The sequence below is a fragment of the Blautia pseudococcoides genome, from assembly GCF_001689125.2.
GTDB lineage: Bacteria > Bacillota > Clostridia > Lachnospirales > Lachnospiraceae > Blautia > Blautia pseudococcoides.
Window position 1 is genome coordinate 3235009 of sequence record NZ_CP015405.2, and the last position, 22130, is coordinate 3257138.

General features: G+C 49.7%; 16 protein-coding genes. 1 reads left to right on the top strand and 15 read right to left on the bottom strand.

Annotation, left to right across the window (positions count from 1 at the left end; all coding sequences use genetic code 11):
- Positions 1–161 precede the first annotated feature (161 nt).
- The 4 genes from A4V09_RS15455 to A4V09_RS15470 form a co-directional block, all read right to left on the bottom strand.
- Positions 162–1994, bottom strand: a complete 1833-nt coding sequence (locus tag A4V09_RS15455) for a DUF975 family protein (protein ID WP_065544809.1) — start codon at positions 1992–1994, stop codon at positions 162–164.
- A gap of 185 nt (positions 1995–2179) precedes the next feature.
- On the bottom strand, positions 2180–3133 hold the full coding sequence (locus A4V09_RS15460; RefSeq protein ID WP_065543142.1) for a calcium/sodium antiporter: 954 nt from the start codon (positions 3131–3133) through the stop codon (positions 2180–2182).
- A 202-nt stretch (positions 3134–3335) separates the two neighbouring features.
- Positions 3336–5561 carry a thiamine pyrophosphate-dependent enzyme gene (locus A4V09_RS15465; RefSeq protein WP_065543143.1) on the bottom strand — a complete coding sequence of 742 codons (2226 nt, stop codon included), beginning with the start codon at positions 5559–5561 and terminating at the stop codon, positions 3336–3338.
- Entirely contained in the window at positions 5561–6655 is a 1095-nt protein-coding gene (locus tag A4V09_RS15470; RefSeq protein ID WP_065543144.1) for a 2-oxoacid:acceptor oxidoreductase family protein, read from the bottom strand. Before A4V09_RS15470 ends, A4V09_RS15465 begins: the two co-directional genes overlap by 1 nt.
- A gap of 136 nt (positions 6656–6791) precedes the next feature.
- Here A4V09_RS15470 and A4V09_RS15475 point away from each other — a divergent pair, with 136 nt between their 5' ends.
- The gene (locus A4V09_RS15475) at positions 6792–7181 is read left to right on the top strand and encodes a desulfoferrodoxin family protein (RefSeq protein WP_084043624.1); all 390 of its coding nucleotides are present in this window, start codon (positions 6792–6794) and stop codon (positions 7179–7181) included.
- A gap of 90 nt (positions 7182–7271) precedes the next feature.
- Here the strand turns inward: A4V09_RS15475 and A4V09_RS15480 are convergent, their stop codons facing one another.
- From A4V09_RS15480 to A4V09_RS15530, 11 genes are all read right to left on the bottom strand, one after another.
- Positions 7272–8336 carry a GNAT family N-acetyltransferase gene (locus A4V09_RS15480; RefSeq protein ID WP_065543146.1) on the bottom strand — a complete coding sequence of 355 codons (1065 nt, stop codon included), beginning with the start codon at positions 8334–8336 and terminating at the stop codon, positions 7272–7274.
- Positions 8337–8344: 8 nt separating this feature from the next.
- Positions 8345–9274, bottom strand: coding sequence for a DUF2156 domain-containing protein (locus A4V09_RS15485; RefSeq protein ID WP_065543147.1), 930 nt, complete (start codon positions 9272–9274; stop codon positions 8345–8347).
- 219 nt (positions 9275–9493) lie between these two features.
- Positions 9494–10528, bottom strand: coding sequence for a Gfo/Idh/MocA family protein (locus tag A4V09_RS15490; RefSeq protein WP_065543148.1), 1035 nt, complete (start codon positions 10526–10528; stop codon positions 9494–9496).
- Positions 10529–10565: 37 nt separating this feature from the next.
- The gene (locus A4V09_RS15495) at positions 10566–13844 is read right to left on the bottom strand and encodes a hybrid sensor histidine kinase/response regulator (RefSeq protein WP_065543149.1); all 3279 of its coding nucleotides are present in this window, start codon (positions 13842–13844) and stop codon (positions 10566–10568) included.
- A gap of 150 nt (positions 13845–13994) precedes the next feature.
- A complete protein-coding gene (locus tag A4V09_RS15500) occupies positions 13995–15398 on the bottom strand; it encodes an MFS transporter (RefSeq protein ID WP_330396448.1) in 1404 nt (467 codons plus the stop codon).
- A 32-nt stretch (positions 15399–15430) separates the two neighbouring features.
- Positions 15431–16351: a sugar phosphate isomerase/epimerase family protein gene (locus tag A4V09_RS15505; RefSeq protein WP_065543150.1), complete on the bottom strand. Its 921-nt coding sequence runs from the start codon at positions 16349–16351 to the stop codon at positions 15431–15433.
- 17 nt (positions 16352–16368) lie between these two features.
- A complete protein-coding gene (locus A4V09_RS15510) occupies positions 16369–17532 on the bottom strand; it encodes a Gfo/Idh/MocA family protein (RefSeq protein WP_065543151.1) in 1164 nt (387 codons plus the stop codon).
- A gap of 92 nt (positions 17533–17624) precedes the next feature.
- Positions 17625–18551 carry a sugar phosphate isomerase/epimerase family protein gene (locus tag A4V09_RS15515; protein ID WP_065544811.1) on the bottom strand — a complete coding sequence of 309 codons (927 nt, stop codon included), beginning with the start codon at positions 18549–18551 and terminating at the stop codon, positions 17625–17627.
- A 352-nt stretch (positions 18552–18903) separates the two neighbouring features.
- A complete protein-coding gene (locus A4V09_RS15520; protein ID WP_242963853.1) occupies positions 18904–19815 on the bottom strand; it encodes an AraC family transcriptional regulator in 912 nt (303 codons plus the stop codon).
- 164 nt (positions 19816–19979) lie between these two features.
- A complete protein-coding gene (rhaD, locus tag A4V09_RS15525) occupies positions 19980–20807 on the bottom strand; it encodes a rhamnulose-1-phosphate aldolase (RefSeq protein WP_065543152.1) in 828 nt (275 codons plus the stop codon).
- Positions 20808–20849: 42 nt separating this feature from the next.
- Positions 20850–22103, bottom strand: a complete 1254-nt coding sequence (locus A4V09_RS15530) for an L-rhamnose isomerase (protein ID WP_065543153.1) — start codon at positions 22101–22103, stop codon at positions 20850–20852.
- Between the last annotated feature and the right edge of the window lie 27 nt (positions 22104–22130).

The following is a 22130-nucleotide window of genomic DNA, read 5'->3' on the forward strand; positions in this document are numbered from 1 at the left end:
ACTCTGTTTCCATTGGCTGCTTTTACCATTTCCTCCTTATAAATCACATCATAATATCTGTTAATACTTATTACCATTCTACAATTTTCAGTCAAATCCCACAACCCTAAACCACAGCCCCCAGCTACATCCTTTCCACCAAAAAAGCCCAAACCTATTTCTCATGTCCGGACTTTTTCTTCTTCTATCCACGCCCCTGTATAGTCCGTGATCCCCTTTCCTGTATTCGGGTGCTGGTTGGAATACACCTCATCGGCCCCAAATACGGCCAGCAGAGTAATACACACGGGTATCAGTATCCTATGCGGTATTTTCCTGATCAGATCATCCAGAAGAGGCGCTGCCACATAGACAATGGCCATGCCCCCCAGTCCGAACACCAGAAGACCTTCTGCACAGATCCTTCCGTTTAAGTTGAGAAAATATCCGCTGTAATCCCACCACTTCTGTCCATTATGGGTGATCTCCAGGAACCAGGAAGTAAAATATTCCACACAGCCGCACAATACAATGGTTAAGAGAAATTCCACCAGGGGTTTTTCCCGGAATTTGTTTAAAACCGCCAGTATCATTACACCTCCGGTCCCATAGATAGGCAGCCAGGGTCCATGCAGAACCCCCCGGTTTACAAATACACCGTCTGTTATGAGATGAAGGCTCACTTCCCACACCCATCCAATAAAGGAAAACGCAAAAAACAACAGGATCACAGACCACACGGAATAGCGGCGCATATAGCGAAGCGTCTCCAGCCTCTGCCGCTTCCCTGTCTCCGGGATGGGAAATAATCTTTCGGGATAGACCTTTCCCTCCACCGCTGCTTTTATCATCTGATATTTTGACTGTCCGTTCCTGTATTCTTCATAAGCACGCTCATCCTGCCTGTTAATGACTGTGATCCCAAGAACATTTGCAAGAAATCCTGCAGCTCCTCCCAGTTTCTCAGGTTCTTCCCCCTCATTCTCCAGAAAGGAGGCGAGAGTATCCCCATATGCCTCGAAGATCACATCTTCATCAGCCTTTTCAAATAAGTATTTGTCATTCAGGAGCTCACAGCCCTCAATTCTCTTTTCTTTTGCCAAATCTCTCAGTTCTGCGTAAAATTCGCTGAAAGCTGCTGTCTTGTAAGGGTTGGAGTAGAAAATAGCAGTCAGGCCCAATGTCAGACTTCCCAGCATATCCCATCCCCAATAAGTAAGTTCAAATACGAAACATTCCCACTTATGCCCATGCATCATCTTTCTGGAAAGATGGATGGCTTTTTTAGGGGAAATATCCGGATTTTCGGCTGCAATATAAGGTACCAGAAAATAAGAATACCGTTTAATGATACCACCAACAATCGTCAATGCCCACAACATCTGGTACAGGGACGCCAAAGCCATGGTAAGAGATACTTTTGTCCATCTCTTCACCCTGAGCAGAAAGGCAAAACGCTGAATGGTCAGTTTCTCATAAACACGGCCCTCCAGAAAAATCCTTCTGGATACAACGGTATACATATTGAACAGAAAGACCCAGGCCCCCAGGGACAGCAGCAAACTGAGCACGATAAAGAGGAAGACCGTGACCCCCGCTGACCCCACCATGGAATTCACGGCAGCTATGAGCGTAACCAGAATGGAACCCGATGTAATGGAATTCACAAATCCTGCCAGGACACCCCTGCTTCTTCCCAAAGCGGCATTGCCTCTGCCTTCCTTTGTGTTCTGCACTGCCTGGTCTTTTAATTCTTGGGATAACTCCCGGCTCTCCTCTTCTCTCCCCTGCAGCGCCTCCAGCACCACATCTGACAGATTAGGCTGTCTGCCCACAATACCAGTAACTGTTGTCTTTGTGCTTCTCTCCTCCCTGGATTCGATCTTTATCCCGTCCAGGGAACCGGAAAACTCAGTTCCCAATATAGCCGCAGCTACACAGACAGTCACAAACATCAGATAATGTTTCCGCAGAGACTGCCTGGCCTTTTGCTTCATCTCTTTTCTTGTCAGCATACTTTCTTCCCTCACCCTTTGCCACTGTACTGCCCGCATAAATACTCCTTTTTCTGCGGAACAATCTGTTTTTCATTATAGCATCCGCCAGATGTGATCACAACCTCGAAAGCGTAAAAAAACAGCAGCCTGGCCTTTTTATGACCCTGCTGCCGTAAGAAAACCCCAGATTAAATTTACTATTCTCACCGCATAATGATATAAGCCGTATATCCTCCATAGAGCACCAGAAGCGCAATGGCTTCTCCTCTGCTGATTTTTTCTCCCTTTTTCGCCAGGACGAAAAGTATGATACTCATGATCAGCAGCACAGCTCCGTCATAGATGGACTCCATACGGATAGCCATAGGGGATATTGCTGCTGACGCACCGATGATCAGCAGAATATTGAATATATTGGACCCAATAACATTACCCATAGCCAAATCATTCTCGCCTTTTGTGGATGCCACCACAGAGGTTACAAGCTCCGGCAGGGAGGTGCCGATCGCCACAATGGTCAGTCCGATCAGTGTCTGGCTCATGCCAAAAGCGGCAGCAATTTCACTGGCGCTGTCAACGACTAATTCCCCGCCTATAATAATCATGGCAATACCCAGAACAGCATATACAATGCTCCTGACAGGGGTCAGCTTTTTGCCGATATTTTCCTCCTCAGGCCTAACGGTACGTGTCTTCAGCGCTGACTTTATCTGCACATACAAAAATCCGGCAAACAGCAGAAGCAGTATCAGCCCCTCCAGACGTCCAATCTGCCGAACTCCCTCTGCCCCTCCGACGGAAAACATACAGAACAAAAGCAAAAGTCCTGTGACAAGGATAGAGAAGGGCATTTCTTTTTTCAGCAGCCCGCCCTGTATTTTCATAGGAAGGACGACACCGCACACGCCGATAACAGCCAGACTGTTAAACAAATTGGAGCCAATGACATTACTGATGGCAATATCATTATTACCTGACAGGGAGGCCATGATACTGACGGAAGCCTCCGGTGCACTGGTCCCGAACGCCACGATCGTCAGACCGATGATAATGGACGGAACCCGCAGTGTCTTCGCAATGGAAGAACAACCGTCCACAAACAGATCAGCTCCCTTCACCAGGGAGACAAAGCCCAGCAGCAGCCATAGATACATCATATTATTTTTTCCTCTTTTCTGAAATTGTAAAATTGGGATGACCATTCGATCGGTCCGTGCATCTACTGCGCTGACCGCACATCGCCAAGGCGATCCTGCATGGATTTTTGCCTGCAGCTGTGAAGATACTGAACCCTTACAAATTTTGTCACAAAATTCCATCATTACCTATAATATGATGAATCGCCTTCCCCGTCAAGGACTAAAGAAGGGGATGTTCCGCTCTGGCTTTCAGGCGTTCCCAGCGCCGGTCCACCTCTGCCTGGATCTCCTCTGCCACACGGCTGTAGGACGCTTCCGCCAGATGGCGCGTTCTTCCCATAAGTTTAAGCCAGTCTGTAACCGGAATCCTTTTCTTACTTTTTTCCGGATCATAGTTCAATGTGGTAATTCCGTTTTCTATCTCATAGAGCGGAAAATAGCAGGAGTTCACGGCTGCTTCTATGACTCTCCTCTCCGTATTGGGTTTATCTCCCCAGTTTAAGGGGCAGGCGGAAAGTGTCTTGATATATGCGGTTCCGAAACGTGCTGCATACTCTTTGGCCTTTGCCGCTTTTTTTATAAAATCCGCCGGGCTGGACTCTGCTGCCGTTGCCGCATACGGCAGGTTTGCGGCAGCCATGATCATAGGCATATCCTTGTGGAAAAATGTTTTTCCATACTGTTCTTTTCCGATATGGGAGGTGGAGCTTTTGGCGCCTTTGGGTGTGGAATAGGATAACTGGTACCCGGTATTCATATAGCCCCCGTTGTCATACTCAAATATGATCAGATGGTCATTTCTAAGAGCGGTCCCCAGCGCGGAACCCATACCAATATCCATACCGCCGTCACCGCTGACCATGACAAAAGTGATGGCTTCGTCAGGCAGTTCCCCCCGCCTGCGCCGCTGCTGAAAGGCCTCCACAACACCTGCAAGCGTTGCGGCGCCGTTCTGGAACAGATTATGGATATAAGGAACCCGAAAAGCAGTCTTTGGGTATGAGGTGGTGACCACCATGCCGCAGCCAGTCTGAAACAGAAGGACCACATTCCCCTCAATCCCCCTTAACAGCAGGTTCACATTTACCGGGATTCCGCAGCCCGGGCAGGCGCCGTGTCCGGGAGCCAGACGCTTGGGCATGGCTGTGCTCTCGTTTACTCTTCCCCCCGTCACCTTCACCTGACCATTTTCATCTACCTTTGCGGATATATAGCCCGGACTGGCATCCTCTTTGCTGATCGGGTCAAAATACTGCTGCACCTGCAGACTTTCATCTCCGGGATATACCCCCAGATAATCAAATGCAGATGCCTTGCCGTCCAGACACTGCCGGAAAAGTTCCAATGCATCCTGCACATAAAAGTCCCTTCCGCCCAATCCGTAAATACGGCTCAGGACCCTTGCCCTGCTGTTGCGGTCCTTCAGGGCTGCCTTCAGCTCCAGTGTCATATTTCCCCCTCCGGCACCGTAGCTGTCCTGTCTGTCCGCTGCCAGTATGGTCACTGCACTTTTGCACAGCTCGTACAGTTCCTCTGCCGGGAACGGCCGCAGAGCGTGCAGGGTCACTACACCTGCCTTGATACCCTCCTCCCGCATCCGGTCGGCCGCGGTCTTGGCTGTGTGGTAGGAAGAACCCAGCAGAAATAAAATCACTTCCGCATCCTCATTTTTATACCCCTCTGCCAGCGGATATTTTCTTCCTGACAGTCCTTCATATTCCCTCATCACCTGGGGAATCACAGTGCGTGCCTGTTCCATAGCCAGATGAAGCTGGTATTTATTGTTCAGGGTATCCGGTTCGTTCATATAGGAGCCAATAGAAACCGGATGTTCCAAATCCAGAACGGAATATTCGGCATGATAGGTCCCAATAAAATCCGCCACTGTTTTTTCATCCTCAAACACATAGCATTTCTTCTTCTGGTGGCTGGTAAAAAAGCCGTCAAATGCCACGATCACCGGCAGCCTGACTGTCTCCGCTATCCTGATGGCACACAGATTCATGTCATAGACAGCCTGTGGTGAATCCGCAAAAAGGATGATCCATCCCGTATTCAGCGTGTACATAATATCACTGTGGTCCCCTTTGATGGACAATGGGCCGGACACAGTCCTGCAGGCTACGTTCAGCACCATAGGAAACCGGGTCCCTGACTGGACCGGAAGCTGTTCCAGCGCATACAAAAGACCATTGGCGCTTGTGGCATTGAAAACCCTTGCCCCAGCAGCTGACGCGCCATAGCAGATACCTGCCGCACTGTGCTCCCCCTCCGCTGCGATCAGGGAAATATCATGCTCCCCCTCCGCCTTCATCAGGTCCAGGAACTCCGCGATCTGTGTGGACGGGGTAATGGGATAATACCCCATCACATGATAATTGATCTGTTTCGCCGCATAGGCAGCCAGTTCATTTCCGCTCTCAAATAATACTTTCTGCTTTTCCATCAAACCAGCCCTCCGTCTATTCTCCGCTCTTCCAGATAAGAATCACTTGTGATCCAGGAATTTGCCCCTGCATCTTCAAATTCCAGATGATCCACGATCAAATCCTTATTTCTCACAAACCATTTTTTGTCAGGATGCTCTCTCTCAACGCCCTGTACAAGCGCATTCACCGGGCAGACATCCACACACCGCAGGCATCCCTTGCAGTGGTGATAGTCAAGTCCCTTATTTACCATTGCCTCTTTTCCCTTATACTCACCCTTTTCAAACCGGAAGACCATATCGGGGCATGTGGAATCACACAGGCCGCAGTTGATACATCTGTCCTGGATAAACAGAGGGATATAGCCTTCTCTTGATGCGGAAAGGTCGTTGGATACCGTACTTCCATAACGGGTATTGACACCGCCGTAAGGAGCATTTTTATATCCCCACTGATTTTCAGCTTCCTTGTAGGGGACCTTTTCATATTGGCCGTCAGGTGCAAAATATACTTCCCGGGCTGCCTCATATCCCCGTTTCACGCCCTCCAGATTCCGTTCCAAAAGCGCGGGATATTTCTTTCCTACGGTATCCCTTACCAGGTCGTATGCCCGCTCAAGAGGTATGAACCCCACAGCTTTTACAACCGCTCCCAGCATGACCATATTCACACGGCTTTTGCTCTCCATGGCAATCTTCAGGGCGTCCACTGCATAGATGCTTCCCCCATAAAGCTTCAGCCTCTCTCTCAGGTCATTGGGGGAATCAGGGGAGTTGATCACAATCTTGGTCTCCTCCCACACACCAGCGGTAACCGGCAGCTTGCCTGCCAGCGCCTCATGGAAAAGCCCCAGGATGTGAGGCTTTTCCACCGGACTGCTGATGCGGATTTCCCTGTCGGGCTCACACCAGCGGATAAACGCTTTTACCGGTGAGCCTCTTTTCTCAGAACCATAGCTGGAAAAACTGGACGCATTAAGCCCCAGATAGGATGCTCCCAGCTCTCCCAATAACTTCCCGCACAGGTTTGCTCCCAGACCGCCTATACTCTCCAGACGAATCTCAAAACATCCTTCCTCATTCACAATGGGCAGATTTATTTTCTCATCCATTTACATTCTCTCCTTCATCTCAGTTACCATTTATTATCCATAAAATAAGAAAACTTATACAGCATATGTACCGATATGCACATAAACCTTACATTCTGTGGGAATGACTATAAGGCAGACAAGGAGGTAATAGATTATGCATGAACCGCGTTTTTACAGCAAAGAAGGATGCAGCACACTGATCGAAGTCATCTGCGCAGACCCGGGAGCAAGTTTTTCCTGCTGCGGAAAAGATCTGACGGAATTGAAAGCTAACACATCGGAAGGTGCCTCTGAAAAACACCTCCCGGTTGTGGAACAAAACGGAAATACGGTCACCGTTAATGTAGGCAGTATTGCACATCCTATGACAGAGGAGCACAGTATTGGATTTATCTGCCTGGAGACGGAAAAAGGCCTGCAGAGAGTTCCCTTAAAAGCAGATGGAGACCCCAAAGCCTGCTTTGCTCTCACAGAAGGAGACAGACCTGTTGCAGCCTATGCGTACTGCAACCTGCATGGATTCTGGAAGACAGAGATCCGCTAGACAATCATTCCCGCCGAAGCAAAAACCTCCGGTTCAAAAAGGACAACCCTTTTGAACCGGAGGTTTTATTCTTGATAAATCCCCTCACCGTCATACCACTTCATCCAGAAACACACCCTGAATGGGGCGGATGAAATCTGCTGCGGCCGGAAGATCTTCAGGCATACCATAGCCGAAAAGCCAGGCAGTCAGTCTCCGGATGTGAATATTTATCACCCCTGTAATTTCTCCTTTTCCTTCTGCCTGTTCTCCCGCGGACACCTGTTCAAGCGCAGAGGAATGCCTGTCAACGGTCCAGAAAAACGCCCCCTGATTCTCCTCCAGCAGTTCGTCCTCAACTTTGATATAGAATGTCACACGCTTTACAGGCGCCTCCTCTTTCAGACGGATAGCCTTCATAAAATCAGGAAGGCTCACAATCCTCCCCATGACAGCCGGCTTACCCGCATCCCTTTCCCGGACAAGGGACGGTTTTGAAAACAACAGCCGCTGTTTGGGCCTCTCAAGCCCCCAGGTTCCCAGAAAACCGGCTGTTTTTCCATTCTCCCGAATCTCCTCCAGGATTCCGTTCTCACTCTCCATCTCTTTTATAAGGCGCCTCAGATATCCTGCATCACGCTTTGCAAAAACTTCGTATCTCTGCCTCAGCCAGGCATTCATCCATTCGGCTGCCCTCTCCAGAACTGTCCCTGGGTCCGGACTGCTGATCCGGCGGAGTGCCAGTGTATTGTCCTGCATCCGCATCCCGGGCAGCTCCCATTCTGGCTGATCAAAAATGTAGGTAAATCCAAAGGGAAGATAAATCGCTTCTGCCGCAGGCATGAGAAAACAAAAAGGCATCCCCTCTGCCCTCATATCTGACACGGCTCTCTCCATAAGTCTGCGCATGTATCCTCTGCGACGTCCCTCTTTTGCTGTGGCAACGCCTACAATATAGTCGCATCTCCACATACGGTCTCCCACACAGACATCGTAGGGGTTTCTGTGGAGCATGGAGAGGATTTTTCCGTCTTCCTCCAGGACCAGAATTTGGTTGTCCTTTGTTTTCTCCTTCATATAGTAGTCTACAAAAGCCGCCGAATCTTCGGGGAAGGCTTCCTCCCAAAGGCTTCTGCACCTTTCTTTCTCAGAGCCGCTCAGATATCGTACTTCCATGGTGCACCTCACACTTCCGGTCTGAAATCAATCTGTCTGACTTCGTATTTTCTGGCAAACCCCACAGGATTGTAAGACATCTTTGCTTTTCTAAGTCCCTCTATACCCAGGTCATCCTCCCGGTTCACAAGAGCCGCCTCCGGAAATTCAGCCAGAAGGAACTGCTGGTTGATGAACTGATACAGCCCCCGGATCTCGGGATTGGCCTTTTCTATATGGATCACCGCCATATTTTCCAGCGGGTTAAAGCTTCCGATGGTAAACGCCTCCAGCTTACCGTCAATATAGACACCGCCCATGCGGACCTGAAGATTGGAGCAGTTTTTCAAAATTTCGTGTATGCCTTCCACCTCGTAGTCAAGATGTTCCTCCACCTCTTCCCCTTTTTGTTCTCTCCAGTGATCCAGGAACTTCCACACATCACCCCTGTCGGAGCAGCAGAGGCGGCGGTATTCATATCTGCCCTCATAGGCTCTCTTAAATCCATTGAGATGGTTTTTCTTTTTATGCAGTTTCTTCCCCGACAGACTTCTCATGGCATCCCCGTCATAGAGATAATCCTTTAAATCTTCCTGTTCTGTCACAAGAAACCGTTCCTTCTGCTCCATTAATCCCAGAGCCAAAACTGCCTCCTCGTCGGCGAGATGGATATATAAAGGCTTTTGCAGCACGGTATTAAAATACTCTGTGATCTCATTGAAATAATGTTCCAAATCCTCCTGGCTGCAGATCGGCATGGCAGTCCCGGCCACACCTTCATTGTCCATGAGCCACTGGACCGCTTTGCCATCGCTGACAGCAAACTGTACGCCGTAAAGCTTGCTCCATATAAAACTGTCCAAAAACACACTGTCACAAGTCTTATTTGGCCTCCTGCAAAAAAGAGGGGTCAGTCTGTCTATATCTTCTGCTTCTACTGGTTTAAATTTTAAATTCATTCTGTCCTCCATATCTGAAATCCGTATATGTGCCAAAACATGAGCCGGCACGTATATAGTGCCTTTTGCGTAACGATGGGGCAGGTCCGCATATTTACTGGGCGGACCGTTAAAAGCGCCGGATCGTTATCTCTTTATTATGCCATACTATTTATGGTATAACATTTTTTTCAGATTATATACTATATTCAGAAATATGGAAAGGGACTTCGTTACATTTTAATCATAATTTACATCCACAGGCATTCCCTTTTCCGCTGATTCCATGATCGCCAGGATAGCGATAGCCGTTCTTCTGGCATCCTCCATGGAGACACGGAATTCCCTGCCATCCACCAGCCGGTCGATAAAATCCCGGATACTCTCATAAGACAGTCCTTTACAGCGGTCAAATACACGGTTGGACACCAGAATGTCCGGGGTGCTGGTATTTTCCTCTGTCACCTCCTGGATCAGGTTATGGCTGGACAGATCCATATTGATCATGCCTCTTGTGCAGAGAACACTGAATTTGTAATCATTCACATTGGTATTTCCATTTGGCGTGATCCATCCGTTTTCCATGTGAGCAATGCCCCCATGTGCAAACTCAATGGTGGTAAGGTAAATATCGTCCGTATCCACACCCATTTCCTCCAGAATCCCTTTCCGCTTGACCGCATAGACACGTTTTACCTCATCTCCGAAGATCCACCGCAGGGTATCAAGGCTGTGGCTCCCCAAAAACCAGAGAATGGAAGACCTGGAAGCCCAGGAAAGCATATCTGTTGCCACCCATTTTACATCACTGTGACGGATATATCCGGTATATGGGGTGCCCAGTTTTCCGGACTCCACCTCCTGCTTTGCAGTGTTGAAGGGCGGGTTCCAGCGGTTGTGCAGGTCCACCATGCAGCGCACTTTGTTTTCCCGGACAGCCTTGCAGATCCTCTCAATATCTTCCCTGGTGGTTGCCAGAGGCTTTTCTATCAGAATGTCCTTGCCTGCATTTGCCATTGCCACCGCAATATCCGCATGGGCAAAGTCCGGCGTCACGATGGCCACAGCATCCACATCCGGGTCCGAGGCCAGACTGTGATAATCTGTGTAGACCTTCTCAACCCCATACTTGTCTGCGATCTCCCTGGCACGTTTCTCCCTGCTGTCGCAGATGGCCACCGGGCAGGCGCAGACATGCTCCGCGTAAATGGATGCATGTGTCTGTCCCCAGGTGCCTGCACCTGCAATACCCATTCTGATCTGCTTCATCTCCATAAATTTACCTCCTGTATCAATATGATTTTTTATTCTTCTACTGCCATATTGCCAGCAGTTCCTCCAATAGCGCCTTTACTTCCAGCGGTTTCACCAGATATCCGGTCATTCCCGCTTCATAGGCCCGGGCCTTGTCCTCGTCAAACGCATTTGCCGTCATAGCCAGGATCGGTATCCCTCCCCCTGTCTTCCTTTCCAGCCTCCGGATCCTTCTTGTGGCTTCCAGTCCATCCATGACAGGCATGCGGATATCCATCAGAACTGCGGAGTAATACCCTTCTGAAGCTTTTGCATACATATCCACAGCTTCGGCTCCGTTTTCTGCCGTATCTGTCCGAATCCCATGCATCTCCAGAAGGGACTGGGCGATCTCCCGGTTCAGGTCATTGTCCTCCACCAGAAGCACCCGGCGGTCCACAAAGTCCTGCTTCTCCATCTCTGCTTCCCTGCCGGCCCCGCAGGCAGTTCCCAGCTTTGAAAACGTATCAAAGATAGTGGAGCGGAAAAGAGGTTTAGAGATAAAGAAATCAGCCCCTGCCTGTCTGGCCTTCTCCTCAATACTGCTCCAGTCATACGCTGATATGATGATGATCATGGTTTCCGTCCCGGTCAGCGCACGGATGCGGCGGGTTGTCTCTACCCCATCCATATCCGGCATTCGCCAGTCTATCATAGCCACATCTATGATCCTTCCCTCCGATACAGCAGTCCGCACCTGCTCCACCGCCTCATGGCCGGATGTCACCCATATGGAATGCGCGCCTATCTCCTCCAATATGGCTGATGTCTGTTCACATACAAGTTCATCGTCATCCACCACCAGGACTTCCACATCCTTCATAAGTTCCCTTGTTTTCCGTCTGCACTCTTCCTCCTCGTCATCCTCCATCAGGCCCAGCGGAACGGAAACCGTAAATCTGCTTCCCATTTCCTTTTTGCTCTCCACCCGGATCTCCCCGCCCATAAGCTGGACCAGGTTATAGACAATGGATAGCCCAAGACCGCTTCCCACATTGTTCCTTGCACTCTCCGCGCTTTCCTGTTCAAAAGGCTGGAAAATACGGTCCTGAAATTCCTCGGACATGCCAATCCCGTTATCCTCAACCGCAAGGCGCACATAGGCATATCCATTGGTGCGTTTTTCCTCCCGGGTATTTACCGCGATCTTTCCCCCCGCAGGTGTGAATTTCAGGGCATTTGACAGTAAATTCATGAGGATCTGTTTTATCCTCAGGGCATCGCCAACATAATAGCGCTCAATAGGCTCCATCTGACGGGCTTCAAATTCAATCATAGCCTCCAAAGCCTGGGGATAGATGATGGAAGATATCTCCTCAAACAGCTCGGCAAAATCAAACTTTCTGCTGTTGATCTCCATTTTTCCGGTCTCTATTCTGGACATATCCAAAATATCGTTGATCAGGGAAAGCAGATATCTGGATGAGGCGTCTATTTTCCTGAAGCAGTCCTGCACCCTGGGCGTGTCCTCTATTTTCATCTGCCCGATGGTACTCATTCCGATAATGGCATTCATGGGGGTCCTGATATCATGGCTCATCCTGGAGAGAAAATCAGACTTGGCACTATTGGCCGCTTTTGCTGCCGCCAGGGCATCCCGCAGAAGCTGTTCCTGCCTGGCCAGTTCCGCCCTCTGGCTGTCCAGCACTTTTACCAGCTCAATGGCCAGCATGTCTGTTCCCACAGGATTGTCCACATAGATAAGCTGTATGGAGATCCAGTGGTATTTTCCGTCATAGCCTTTTTCCTGCAGCTCCATGTAAAGTTCCCGCTCACCGTTCTCAAATCTTTTCTTCATCTGTTCCCTGGAAACAAATTTTTCAAAATCCTCCCTGTAAGAAGGGTAGACGTCCGGCAGCGCTCTATTCTGCATTTCATCGTAATTGCCGCTCCTCTCGTAAGGAGAGATCTGCTCTTCAATAAAGCAGTTGTATGTGTTTTTCGTAAGATTGATGCTCATGATCAGGGGATACGCCGTACAGGTAGCTGCACGCAGGGACTGGTTTTCTATCCTCTGCTCCTGTTCCTGCGCGGCCTGCAGAAGATGCATCTGTGTAACATCCGTAAAGATAGCCTGCACCACATCAGCGCCGTCCGCATTGACCAGACGTTCCATGATCACACTGATCCACATTGGGGTACCATCTTTTTTCCTGCTCTGCCTTGTGTACGTGATGGTTCCGCCCCCCACATGCAGGCCGCGGATTTTTGCCTTGATCTGATCCCGCTCATGTTCCAGGACCATTATGAGAGGATTCTGTATTTCGTCCCGAAACGCTTTCTCTGAGGAAAACCCATAGAATTCCCAGACACTCCGGTTAAAATTCACGATGCGGAAAGGTAATTCCGGCTCAAACTGAAGAATCCCGCAGGGTATGGAATCGTAGAGCTGGGTCAGAAAACGTGTCTGCCGGGCAGCTTCTCTTCCCGCCAGTTCTGCCTGCCGTTCCCGTTCCTTTTTCTCAGATATATCTGCAATGAAACAGTAGATCACTTCCTCCCCATCCTGATCAATAGCCTTTTTCCCCATATCCGATGCCCAGAACCAGGTGCCGTCCTTTCTCAGAACCCGGTATTCCACATAGTAGAGATCCCCCTTCCTCAGACTTTCTTCCGCCTGCACCTGCATTGCTGCATAATCTTCCGGAACTATAAATCCCCGGCAGCAGTTTTCGGTAAATTCACCGTATTCTTCCGGCCCTATATAGCCCAGCAGATGACTGAGCGTATCACTGATCCATTTTGTAGAATAACGGTCATCTCTGCGGCAGATCATCATTCCGCCCGGAAGCTGGGACAGCATCAGTTCTATCTGCCTGTCTCTGTTCGCCAGGCTTTCTTCCAGTTTTTTGTATGCGTCTTTTCCGGCCTGCACCGGAAAAAGTTCCCCCTCCTGGATATCGGAAAAATCTACGGAATTATGAATATGAACCGTCTTCAGCGTATCCCCCGCCAGCCGGAAGATAAAAGTGATCCTCTGGTGTGTCTTAAAATACAGTCCGGTTTCCTCCCTGGGCCGGATCCAGCTGTCCCCCTCACACAAAAAACAGTCTCCTGAAAGCGCTCTGGTCACATACTTCTCCCCATACATATGGCAGGGTGCCAAATCTTCCCTGCCCTCCAAAAAACAAGCCGCCACTGCCTCCTTACCCTCTGCCTGCTGCTGAGGCCCTGCCCCCAGCCAGACTATATCATCATCAAATGTAGATATGAGAAATTCCACGTCTGATTCACAAAAATATCTTCTCAGTATCAGGGAAGCAAACGCTTCCACTCTCTGCAGCATCTCTTTACACATATTATAATCTCCTCACAGAATCGGCACTTTGACCTGTCCCAAGATCCCTATTGAAACCATTGTATCATTTAATTCTGCAGGATACCATAGAAAATCCGGCCCCGTTCGCCGATTTTACGGAAAACGAAGCCGGATACCCACTTTTTTTTATTATAACAGGCCTGACGCCTCCCTCTTACAAAGTTCCCTCATGATATCCGGATACCGTTTATCCAGCTTATACAAAAGCAGCGTAAGGATCACAACACCCCACACAAGAAACGGACCGAACATATAAATATTCTGTATCATGTCTACAGCGCTGTCGGGCTGTACTACACTGCCGCTGGTGGAACTCACATATCCCGCAAGGGACAAAAGACCTGTCATGGATGCAGATGCCAGCCCGGAGCCTATCTTGGTCCCCACTGACCCTCCTGCAAAAATCAGGCTCTCCTGACGCATGTGTGTCTTCCACTGTCCAAAATCCACCACATCGCCCAGCATACCGAAAACAACAGAGTTAAGGGGTGCCAGGCCAATCCCCCGAATGATACAGCAGAAAAGCATCCACTTAAAACTCTCCGGATCCGCAAAAAAGATACATTGTCCCATTAAGGCAAAAACCGCACCGGCCAGGGACATATTCCTTTTCCCGAACCGTTTCAGGAGAAAGGGGCAGACAAAGGTGGCAGCCACAATGGTCAGCGTCTCCGTAAGATACAGGGCGCTGTACATCCATGTATCATTGTGGAAGATATATTTGCAGTAATAAGGCAGAATGGTTCCCGTCAGCCCGTAGATCACATTCTGCATCATCCAAAGCACCAGAACCGCCCAAAAATACTGATTGCATACCAATGCCCGGAACGATCTTCCCACCGGTATTTTTTCCTGCTTTGCCTGTGCTTCCAGCTTTACGGTTTCCTCACACCTGAAAAAGCAGACGAGCAGCAATGCCAACGCCAGAACTGCCCAGATCGCCATGGTCTTTACCCACGCTGCCTGGTCATTTCCAAAGAGTTTAACAAGAGGCATGGTACAGGTGACAGCCAGAATACGTCCAAAAGGGGACATTCCCATACGGACAATACTCAGCATATCCCTCTCCCTGGATTCCCTTGTCATCATGGCTGACAGGCTCCCGTAAGGAAGATTGACGGCTGTATAGCAGATCGTGGTACAGAAGTTATAAGTGACAAATATGTATAAAAACTGCACCATTCCCGTAGTGTGAGGCACCGTGAACAGCAGCACCGCGGACACTGCATAGGGCACTGCCATCCACAGGATCCACGGCCTGGACTTTCCCCATTTTGAGTTGGTCCGTTCCACGATCAGGCCCATGACCACATCCGAAAATCCGTCAAACGCCCGGGAGATCAGCATGACCATTCCCACTGCCGCTGCCGCGACCCCCACATAATCCGTATAAAACAAAGTCAGCAGCGTACTGATCATTCCAAATACAACATTACACGCCGTATCCCCACACCCATAAGAAACCCGTAAGGCAAAAGATAGTTTCTTCCTATCCGCCCCTGCCTGCGGTACGTTCTCCATTTCTTTTTCCACAAGTAAATCCTCCCAATCTCTTTTATCTGTTTTTATTTTACCAGAAGCTCCCTTTCGATCCGCTCCCTGGCCTCAGGGGCCTGTCTGTCCATCTTCTCCGGAAATCCAAACATGGAAACACATGCGATCGTATCACCGCCTGCCTTTGGAGCCTCCTCCCCAAGCTGCTTTCCGGCAAAGTCCATCGCCCGGAGTGTCTCAAAAATGCCGTCAAAGTCCACGTCACCCTCCCCCATGGCTAAATGTTGGTGTATGGTGACATCTGCCTTCCCTCTTTGGTTCAGCCATGGCGGGTTCACAATATAACGGCAGTCCAGTGTCTGATTAAAGGTGTCTGCAAACAGTACATGTGTCAGCTCATCCCCCGCGTAGCGCAGCATGGAACGCACATCCCCCCTGCCCTCGTCATAGAAAAAGCCGTGGGGGGAGGAATACACATAGCCAAGATTCCCGGACCTGAAAGACTTTACCATATCACAAGTCTCATGATTCCGTTCACAGAAATCATAGGGATGGGACTGTATCTCCACCCGGATCCCCTCCCGTTCAAAGATTGGAAGCAGTTCCTCCATGGACTTAAACCACATGCCATTGCATACCTCCTGCCGGTTCGGGTCTCCGGAAAGTTCCGTATTGATAACCGTAACCCCCATATCCACCGCGATCTGGATCATCCTTTTCCAATTTGCCACTGCAAACTGCCGCTCCTCCTCTGTGGGACCTGACCATCGGTACACCACAATGAAAGAAGAAATCTCCACTCCTGTTTCACGGAGTGCCTTACGGTACTCCGCTTCACATTCTTGTGAAAATAAAGGATGTTTGTAAAAGGGGTTGATACGGGGATGGGGAGACTGTTCTATGTACTTATAACCCCAGTCAGCTACCTGATGCACCATCCTGTTAATATCCATCTGCTTTGCCAGCACATCCACATCAAATGCAATTTTCATCTCTTTCCTTCCCCCTTTTACTCATAATCCACCCAGACAGCACCGCTATCCGCGGAACGCACGCAATTTTCCACCCAGCGCACGCCTTCTACCCCAGCATGCACATTGGGATACCAGAAATCCACGCTTTTCCCTTTCTCTGCTGCCTCCATGGCCCTTGCAAAACGACTGTACAGATTGCTCCATGCCTCAAACAGCCCCTCCGGATGTCCTCCGCCGATCCTGTCATCTACCATAGCAGAAGGTGCCAGATAATCCATCCCTCTCTCCAGAACCTTTACCGACTCTCCCTGCACCTCAAAAGTAAGCTGATTCGGCCTTTCATCCCACCATTCCAGGGAAGCCTTCTCACCGATGACCCGTATCTTCTGTCCATGCATGGAACCGCAGTTCACACAGGAGGACCAGAGATACCCCACAGCGCCGTTATCATATTCCATGATAGTCATGGCATTGTCTTCCAAAGGCGCTCTTGATCCTACAAAGGACTGCCTGCTGCACAGAAGCCGTTTAATCTTCATTTCCGGAAGCATAACCTCTGACAGATACAGCGGATGGGTTCCCACATCCCCCAGCACATAGGACGGTCCTGCCACTTTGGGGTCAACCCTCCACTTTGTAGACGCAGTAGTGGTTTCCACGGCCACATTATGAAATCCGTGGGAAAACTGCATGTTTACAATACGGATATCCCCCAGCTTACCCTCTGCAATGATCTGACGTGCTTCCTCGATCATCTGGTGTCCTGCATATCCATAGGTCACACCAACCACCTTATTCTTCCCGGCTGCCAGCGCTTCCAGCTCTTCTGCCTGTTCTGTAGTAAAGCACAGCGGCTTTTCACAGACCACATGAAGCCCGGCCTCCAAAGCCGCCTTTGTGATCTCATAATGTGTACCGTTAGGTGTAGCCACAGACACAGCCTGGATACCATCTTCCCTTTTGGCCTCTTCTGCAAACATCGTCTTATAATCCGGATAACACCTGTCCTCACTCACATGCAGCTCTTTCCCAAAAGCCTTTCCCCTCTCAGGATCAATATCAAAAGCTCCTGCCACCAGCTCAAAATTAAAATCCCTCAGTGCGGAAGATCTGTGGATATAGCCAATCTGACTCCCTTTTCCTCCCCCTACCATTGCCCAGCGAATGGGATCCTCAACTCTCTTTTCTCCGTAATACATAACTTCTATCTCCTTTTATCCTTTATTTTTGTTTTCCGGCCAGGCGCATACCCGCAGCCTGCCATCCTTTTTTCCGGCCATGCGGCCTCCTTCTAAATTTCGTACCCCACACTCTTCAGATAAGAAACGCTCTCCTTCACATCCCGCAGGCTGGTATCCGAATTTCTGGGGTCCCTCTCCTGTTCAATGGTAATATACCCGCTATACCCAATCTCCTCCAAAATACCTTTGATCCCAGGATAATCCAGACATCCCTTTCCTATAGGACACATAGTCCCTTCTTGGCACCCTTCAAAAAACCGGATCCTTTTCTTCAGCACGTCCCTGTACACCTTTTCATTCACATCCTTAAAATGCACATAATCCAGCCGTTTTGCATATTTCCCAAGCCACTTAACCGGATCCATTCCCGAGTAATAGAGATGCCCGGTATCCAGGCAAAGCCCGGCCATCTCATAAGGAATATCCCTGACCAAAGCCTCTATCTCATCTGCGAACTCTATATACCCGCCCGCATGGGGGTGGATCACCGGACGTACCCCAAACGCCTTAGCCCTCTCACAGATTCCCCTGATATGTTCCATCATGATCCCCCACTGTCTCTCATCAAGCCTGGGTGCCCTGTCCGGATGTCCCGCCGCATAATCCCTCTCCTCATGCCCCCAATCCATAACCGTCAGATAAGGTGCCGCAAAATGCTGCCCCTCATGTACCGGCAGCGGAGGCAGCTTTGTCACAAGCGCGCATATCTCCTCTGTCTGTCTAAGCACATTCTCATAATTCTCCTCACTGAGCAGATCATCAAAAATAGTCCCGGCCACAACCGCCAGTCCGTTCTTGGCCAATTCTCCGGACACCCGTTCCACATCCACTGGCAGATACCCATACGGCCCCAGCTCAACAGCCCTGTACCCCGCCAATCCGGCCTCTTTCAACACTGTCTCCCAAGCCGGCAGATAAGGATTCTTCACATCATCCACACCCCAGCAGCAGGGCGCACCGCAAATATTCATACTCATCTCATTTCCTCCTTCTTCGTGTGCTTTCCTTGTGTCTTTCCATGTTTCCATTATATCCCACCCACCAAAAGCACGCCTCCAATATCCTGTCCCGCCTCCCTCCAAAAACCCCCGGATCCCCCAAAAATATTCCCCTCTTTTCCCTCCCCACTCCACTATCCTGTTCACCTCCCCCTCTCCTCAAACCAAACCTTCCAAAAATATCCCTTTTCTCCCCTCACCCAATAAAAAAAGCCCATGACCGACAACCACAGTCACAGACCTTCTAACCCATTATAAAATTCTATCTAATCCCTCCATCCTTCTTACTTTCATCATCCCGTTCTCATTCGCCTGCTTCTATCCTCCCTCTTCAAGACTGATTCCTAACCCCCTTCAGCTCCTCCAAATAAAGCCCCCTATACCGAATGGGCGTCATCCCCACCACCCGTGCAAACAGCGTACAAAAATAATTCGTATTATCATACCCCACCGTAGCAGCGATCTGCGTCGCCGTCATATCCGTAGATATCAGCAGCGTCTGCGCCAGCCCGATCCGCCGCCGTATCACATACTGAATAGGCGTACGACCCGTAGCCTTCTTAAACGCATGGGAAACATAAGGCGCCGAACACCCCAGAGCCCCGGCAATCTTCTCAAGACTCACCTCCTCTGTATAGTGCCTATTTAAATAATTCCAAATCCGTGCCACAAACTGTTCTTCCCTGGTCCCGTCTGCCACCGCCTGGGGAAACGCCTCCAACTGGCTGGCCATGACCACCAGGGACGCACACAGAAGCTGCGCTGCCAGCCTTCCGGCCTGATTTGTCTCCTGCATCTGATACATCTGTGCGCACATTTCCCGCAAAAGCGGATACATCTGTCCCGCCTTGCACACATAAGGCCCACTCTCCCCCACCAGATGATTTCTCGGAAGCCCCTTGAGCCTTAAATTCGTGATCCCCACGCAGTAAGACCCGATTTCCTCCTCTGTCCCGGAAGACACCTCGTGCAGATCACCCTGGTTATAAAAAAGCACATCTCCCTCCTCCAGATGATAGGTGACCGCATTCACGGTGTAGACTCCTGTTCCCCTGTAAATAAGCAGCATTTCGCAGATAGATTCATGACTGTGCAGGGGTCTGTCCACCCGGCTGCGATTAATCCTCTGCTTGTTTATGTAAACCATTGTGGGCAGTACGCCCCCTTCAAACACATCCCCCAGATTGCGCTGAATATCCGGCCAGATCAATATACATCCCTCCTCATCCTCTGTTTTCCTCATTATATAATCTCTCCGCCTCCCTGACAATCCCAAAACAAAACCACATCCAGTGTGTATTTTGACAACATCCCAGACAGCCAAAAGCGCCCGGCACAATTTCCCGTGTGCCGGACGCTTTTGTCCTCCGCCGATTCCCTGGTGCACAGACCTCTGCCCCCGCACCCTTATTTCTCGTATAAAAACTTCTCCGGCAGACTCACATGAAAATCCACCGCCAAATCCCTGAAATTCTGCGCTGTGATGGTCTGCAGCTTATCCGGTCTCATGGATAACATTTTCACAAGAATCTCCGCTGACTTTTCCACAGTATGCATCAGCCCAAAAGTCAAATCGAAATCTTCCCCTGAACAAAACATGCCATGATGCGCCCAAATTGCCACATCATATTTCTTCATCAGCTCACTGGTGGCAACCGCGATCTCTCTTCCACCCGGCACCATCCAGCCTGCAACGCCCACACCATCCGGGAATACCACGGGACACTCCGTGGCCATTTCCCACAGCTCCCTTGTAAACACTTCATCCTTTAAGGGCAGAACAAAGGTGAGTGCAATGATATTGGTCGTATGTGCATGATATATCACCCGGTGCTTCCCGCCTGTTGCCTGCATTTTCACCTCATGGTTCATCAGATGGGAGGGCAGCTCGCTGGTAGGTCTTCCGCCATTTACCAGCCCCCAGCAGATGCGGTAGTTCTCCCCCTTGTGATCCAGTTCTATGATGGCAATAGAGTCTTCCGGGTCGCTCATGACATTGCGGAAGTATTTCCCGCTTCCTGTCACCAGAAAATACTCCCCGGCAAGGGCCGGTACCGCTGTGCCGATCTCCTTCCACGCACCGTCTGCTGACAAATCTTCTCTGACAGAATCCACCTCTTCTTTCTTTATACGGTAGGTCAGGTTTCCGCCGTTTCTCTCGTGCCATCCCTGTTCCCAGCCGTCATCTGCCATTCTCATAAAACCCTGTACAAATTTTGCTTCCAAAACTCTCATGTTTTCTGTTCCTTTCTATCATCCCTTACCACACTCTTTTTGCTATGCGCGTTTACTCAGCACCTCTTTTTCGTACTGCTGTACTTCTTCAAACCAGTCCTCTTTTCCGGGGACTCCGCACTGTTCGCAGAAATAATTCCACACGTCTCCAAACGGATACAGCTTCAGCTCCTCCTGAAGCATCATAAGTTCTGTAAATTCACTGTTATTCTGCAGTTCTTTCAGTTTATCATTTGGCTGGAGAAGTGCAAACAAAAAAGCTTTCTGCATATTGCGCATTCCCACCACCCAGGCACTGATCCGGTTAATGCTGGCATCAAAGAAATCCAGTCCTAAGAATACCCGGTCAATGGCATCATTTCTCACAATTTCCTTTGCGATCTCTTTTGTCTCATCATCAAACAGCACTACATGGTCAGAATCCCAGCGCACCGGTCTTGTCACGTGCAGAGCCAGTTTCTCATTAAATAAGAGCATGGCCGGGATCTTATCGGAAACCACCTCTGTGGGATGATAATGCCCATTGTCCATCAGACTCAAAATACCGTTATTGGCAGCATAATTAATACAGAATTCGCTGGACCCCACCGTGTAGGACTCCATGCCAATGCCAAACACCTTGGATTCCAGGCAGACATATACTTTTGACTTGTCATAGTCAATGGATAATATCCGATCCAGGGAGTCCTTGAACCTGGCCCTTGGAGCAAGACGGTCAGCCGGCACATCCTTATAGCCGTCGGGAATCCAGATATTCATCACACAGGGCTGTCCCAGCTCCTCTGCAAAAAACTGGGAGATGCGGATGCAGGCCTGTCCATGGCGAATCCAGAACTGGCGGATCTCTTCATCCGGGCTTGAAAGTGTAAAAGTCTCTGCCTTCTCATGGGAGAAGAATGTAGGATTGAAATCAATTCCCATCCCCCTCTCTTTCGCAAACTCTACCCATTTCCTGAAATGCGCAGGCTCCAGGGCATCTCTGTCCGCAAACTGTCCCTCCTCAAAAATGGCATAATTTGCATGGAGGTTCAGTTTATGCTTACCCGGAATCAGGCTTAGGGCTTTGTCAATGTCATCCATAAGCTCCTCCGGTGTCCCGGCTTTTCCCGGATAGTTGCCTGTTGTCTGGATCCCTCCGGATAAAGGTCCCTTGTGGTCAAATCCCTGTACATCATCCCCCTGCCAGCAGTGCATGGAAATGTGGATGTTCTTCAGTGTTTCCACTGCTTTGTCCGTGTCAACTCCCATACTTTTGTAAATTTCCTTTGCGGACTCATATCTCTGCGCTATAGTCATATTCTTTTCCTCCTGACTTTACAATTA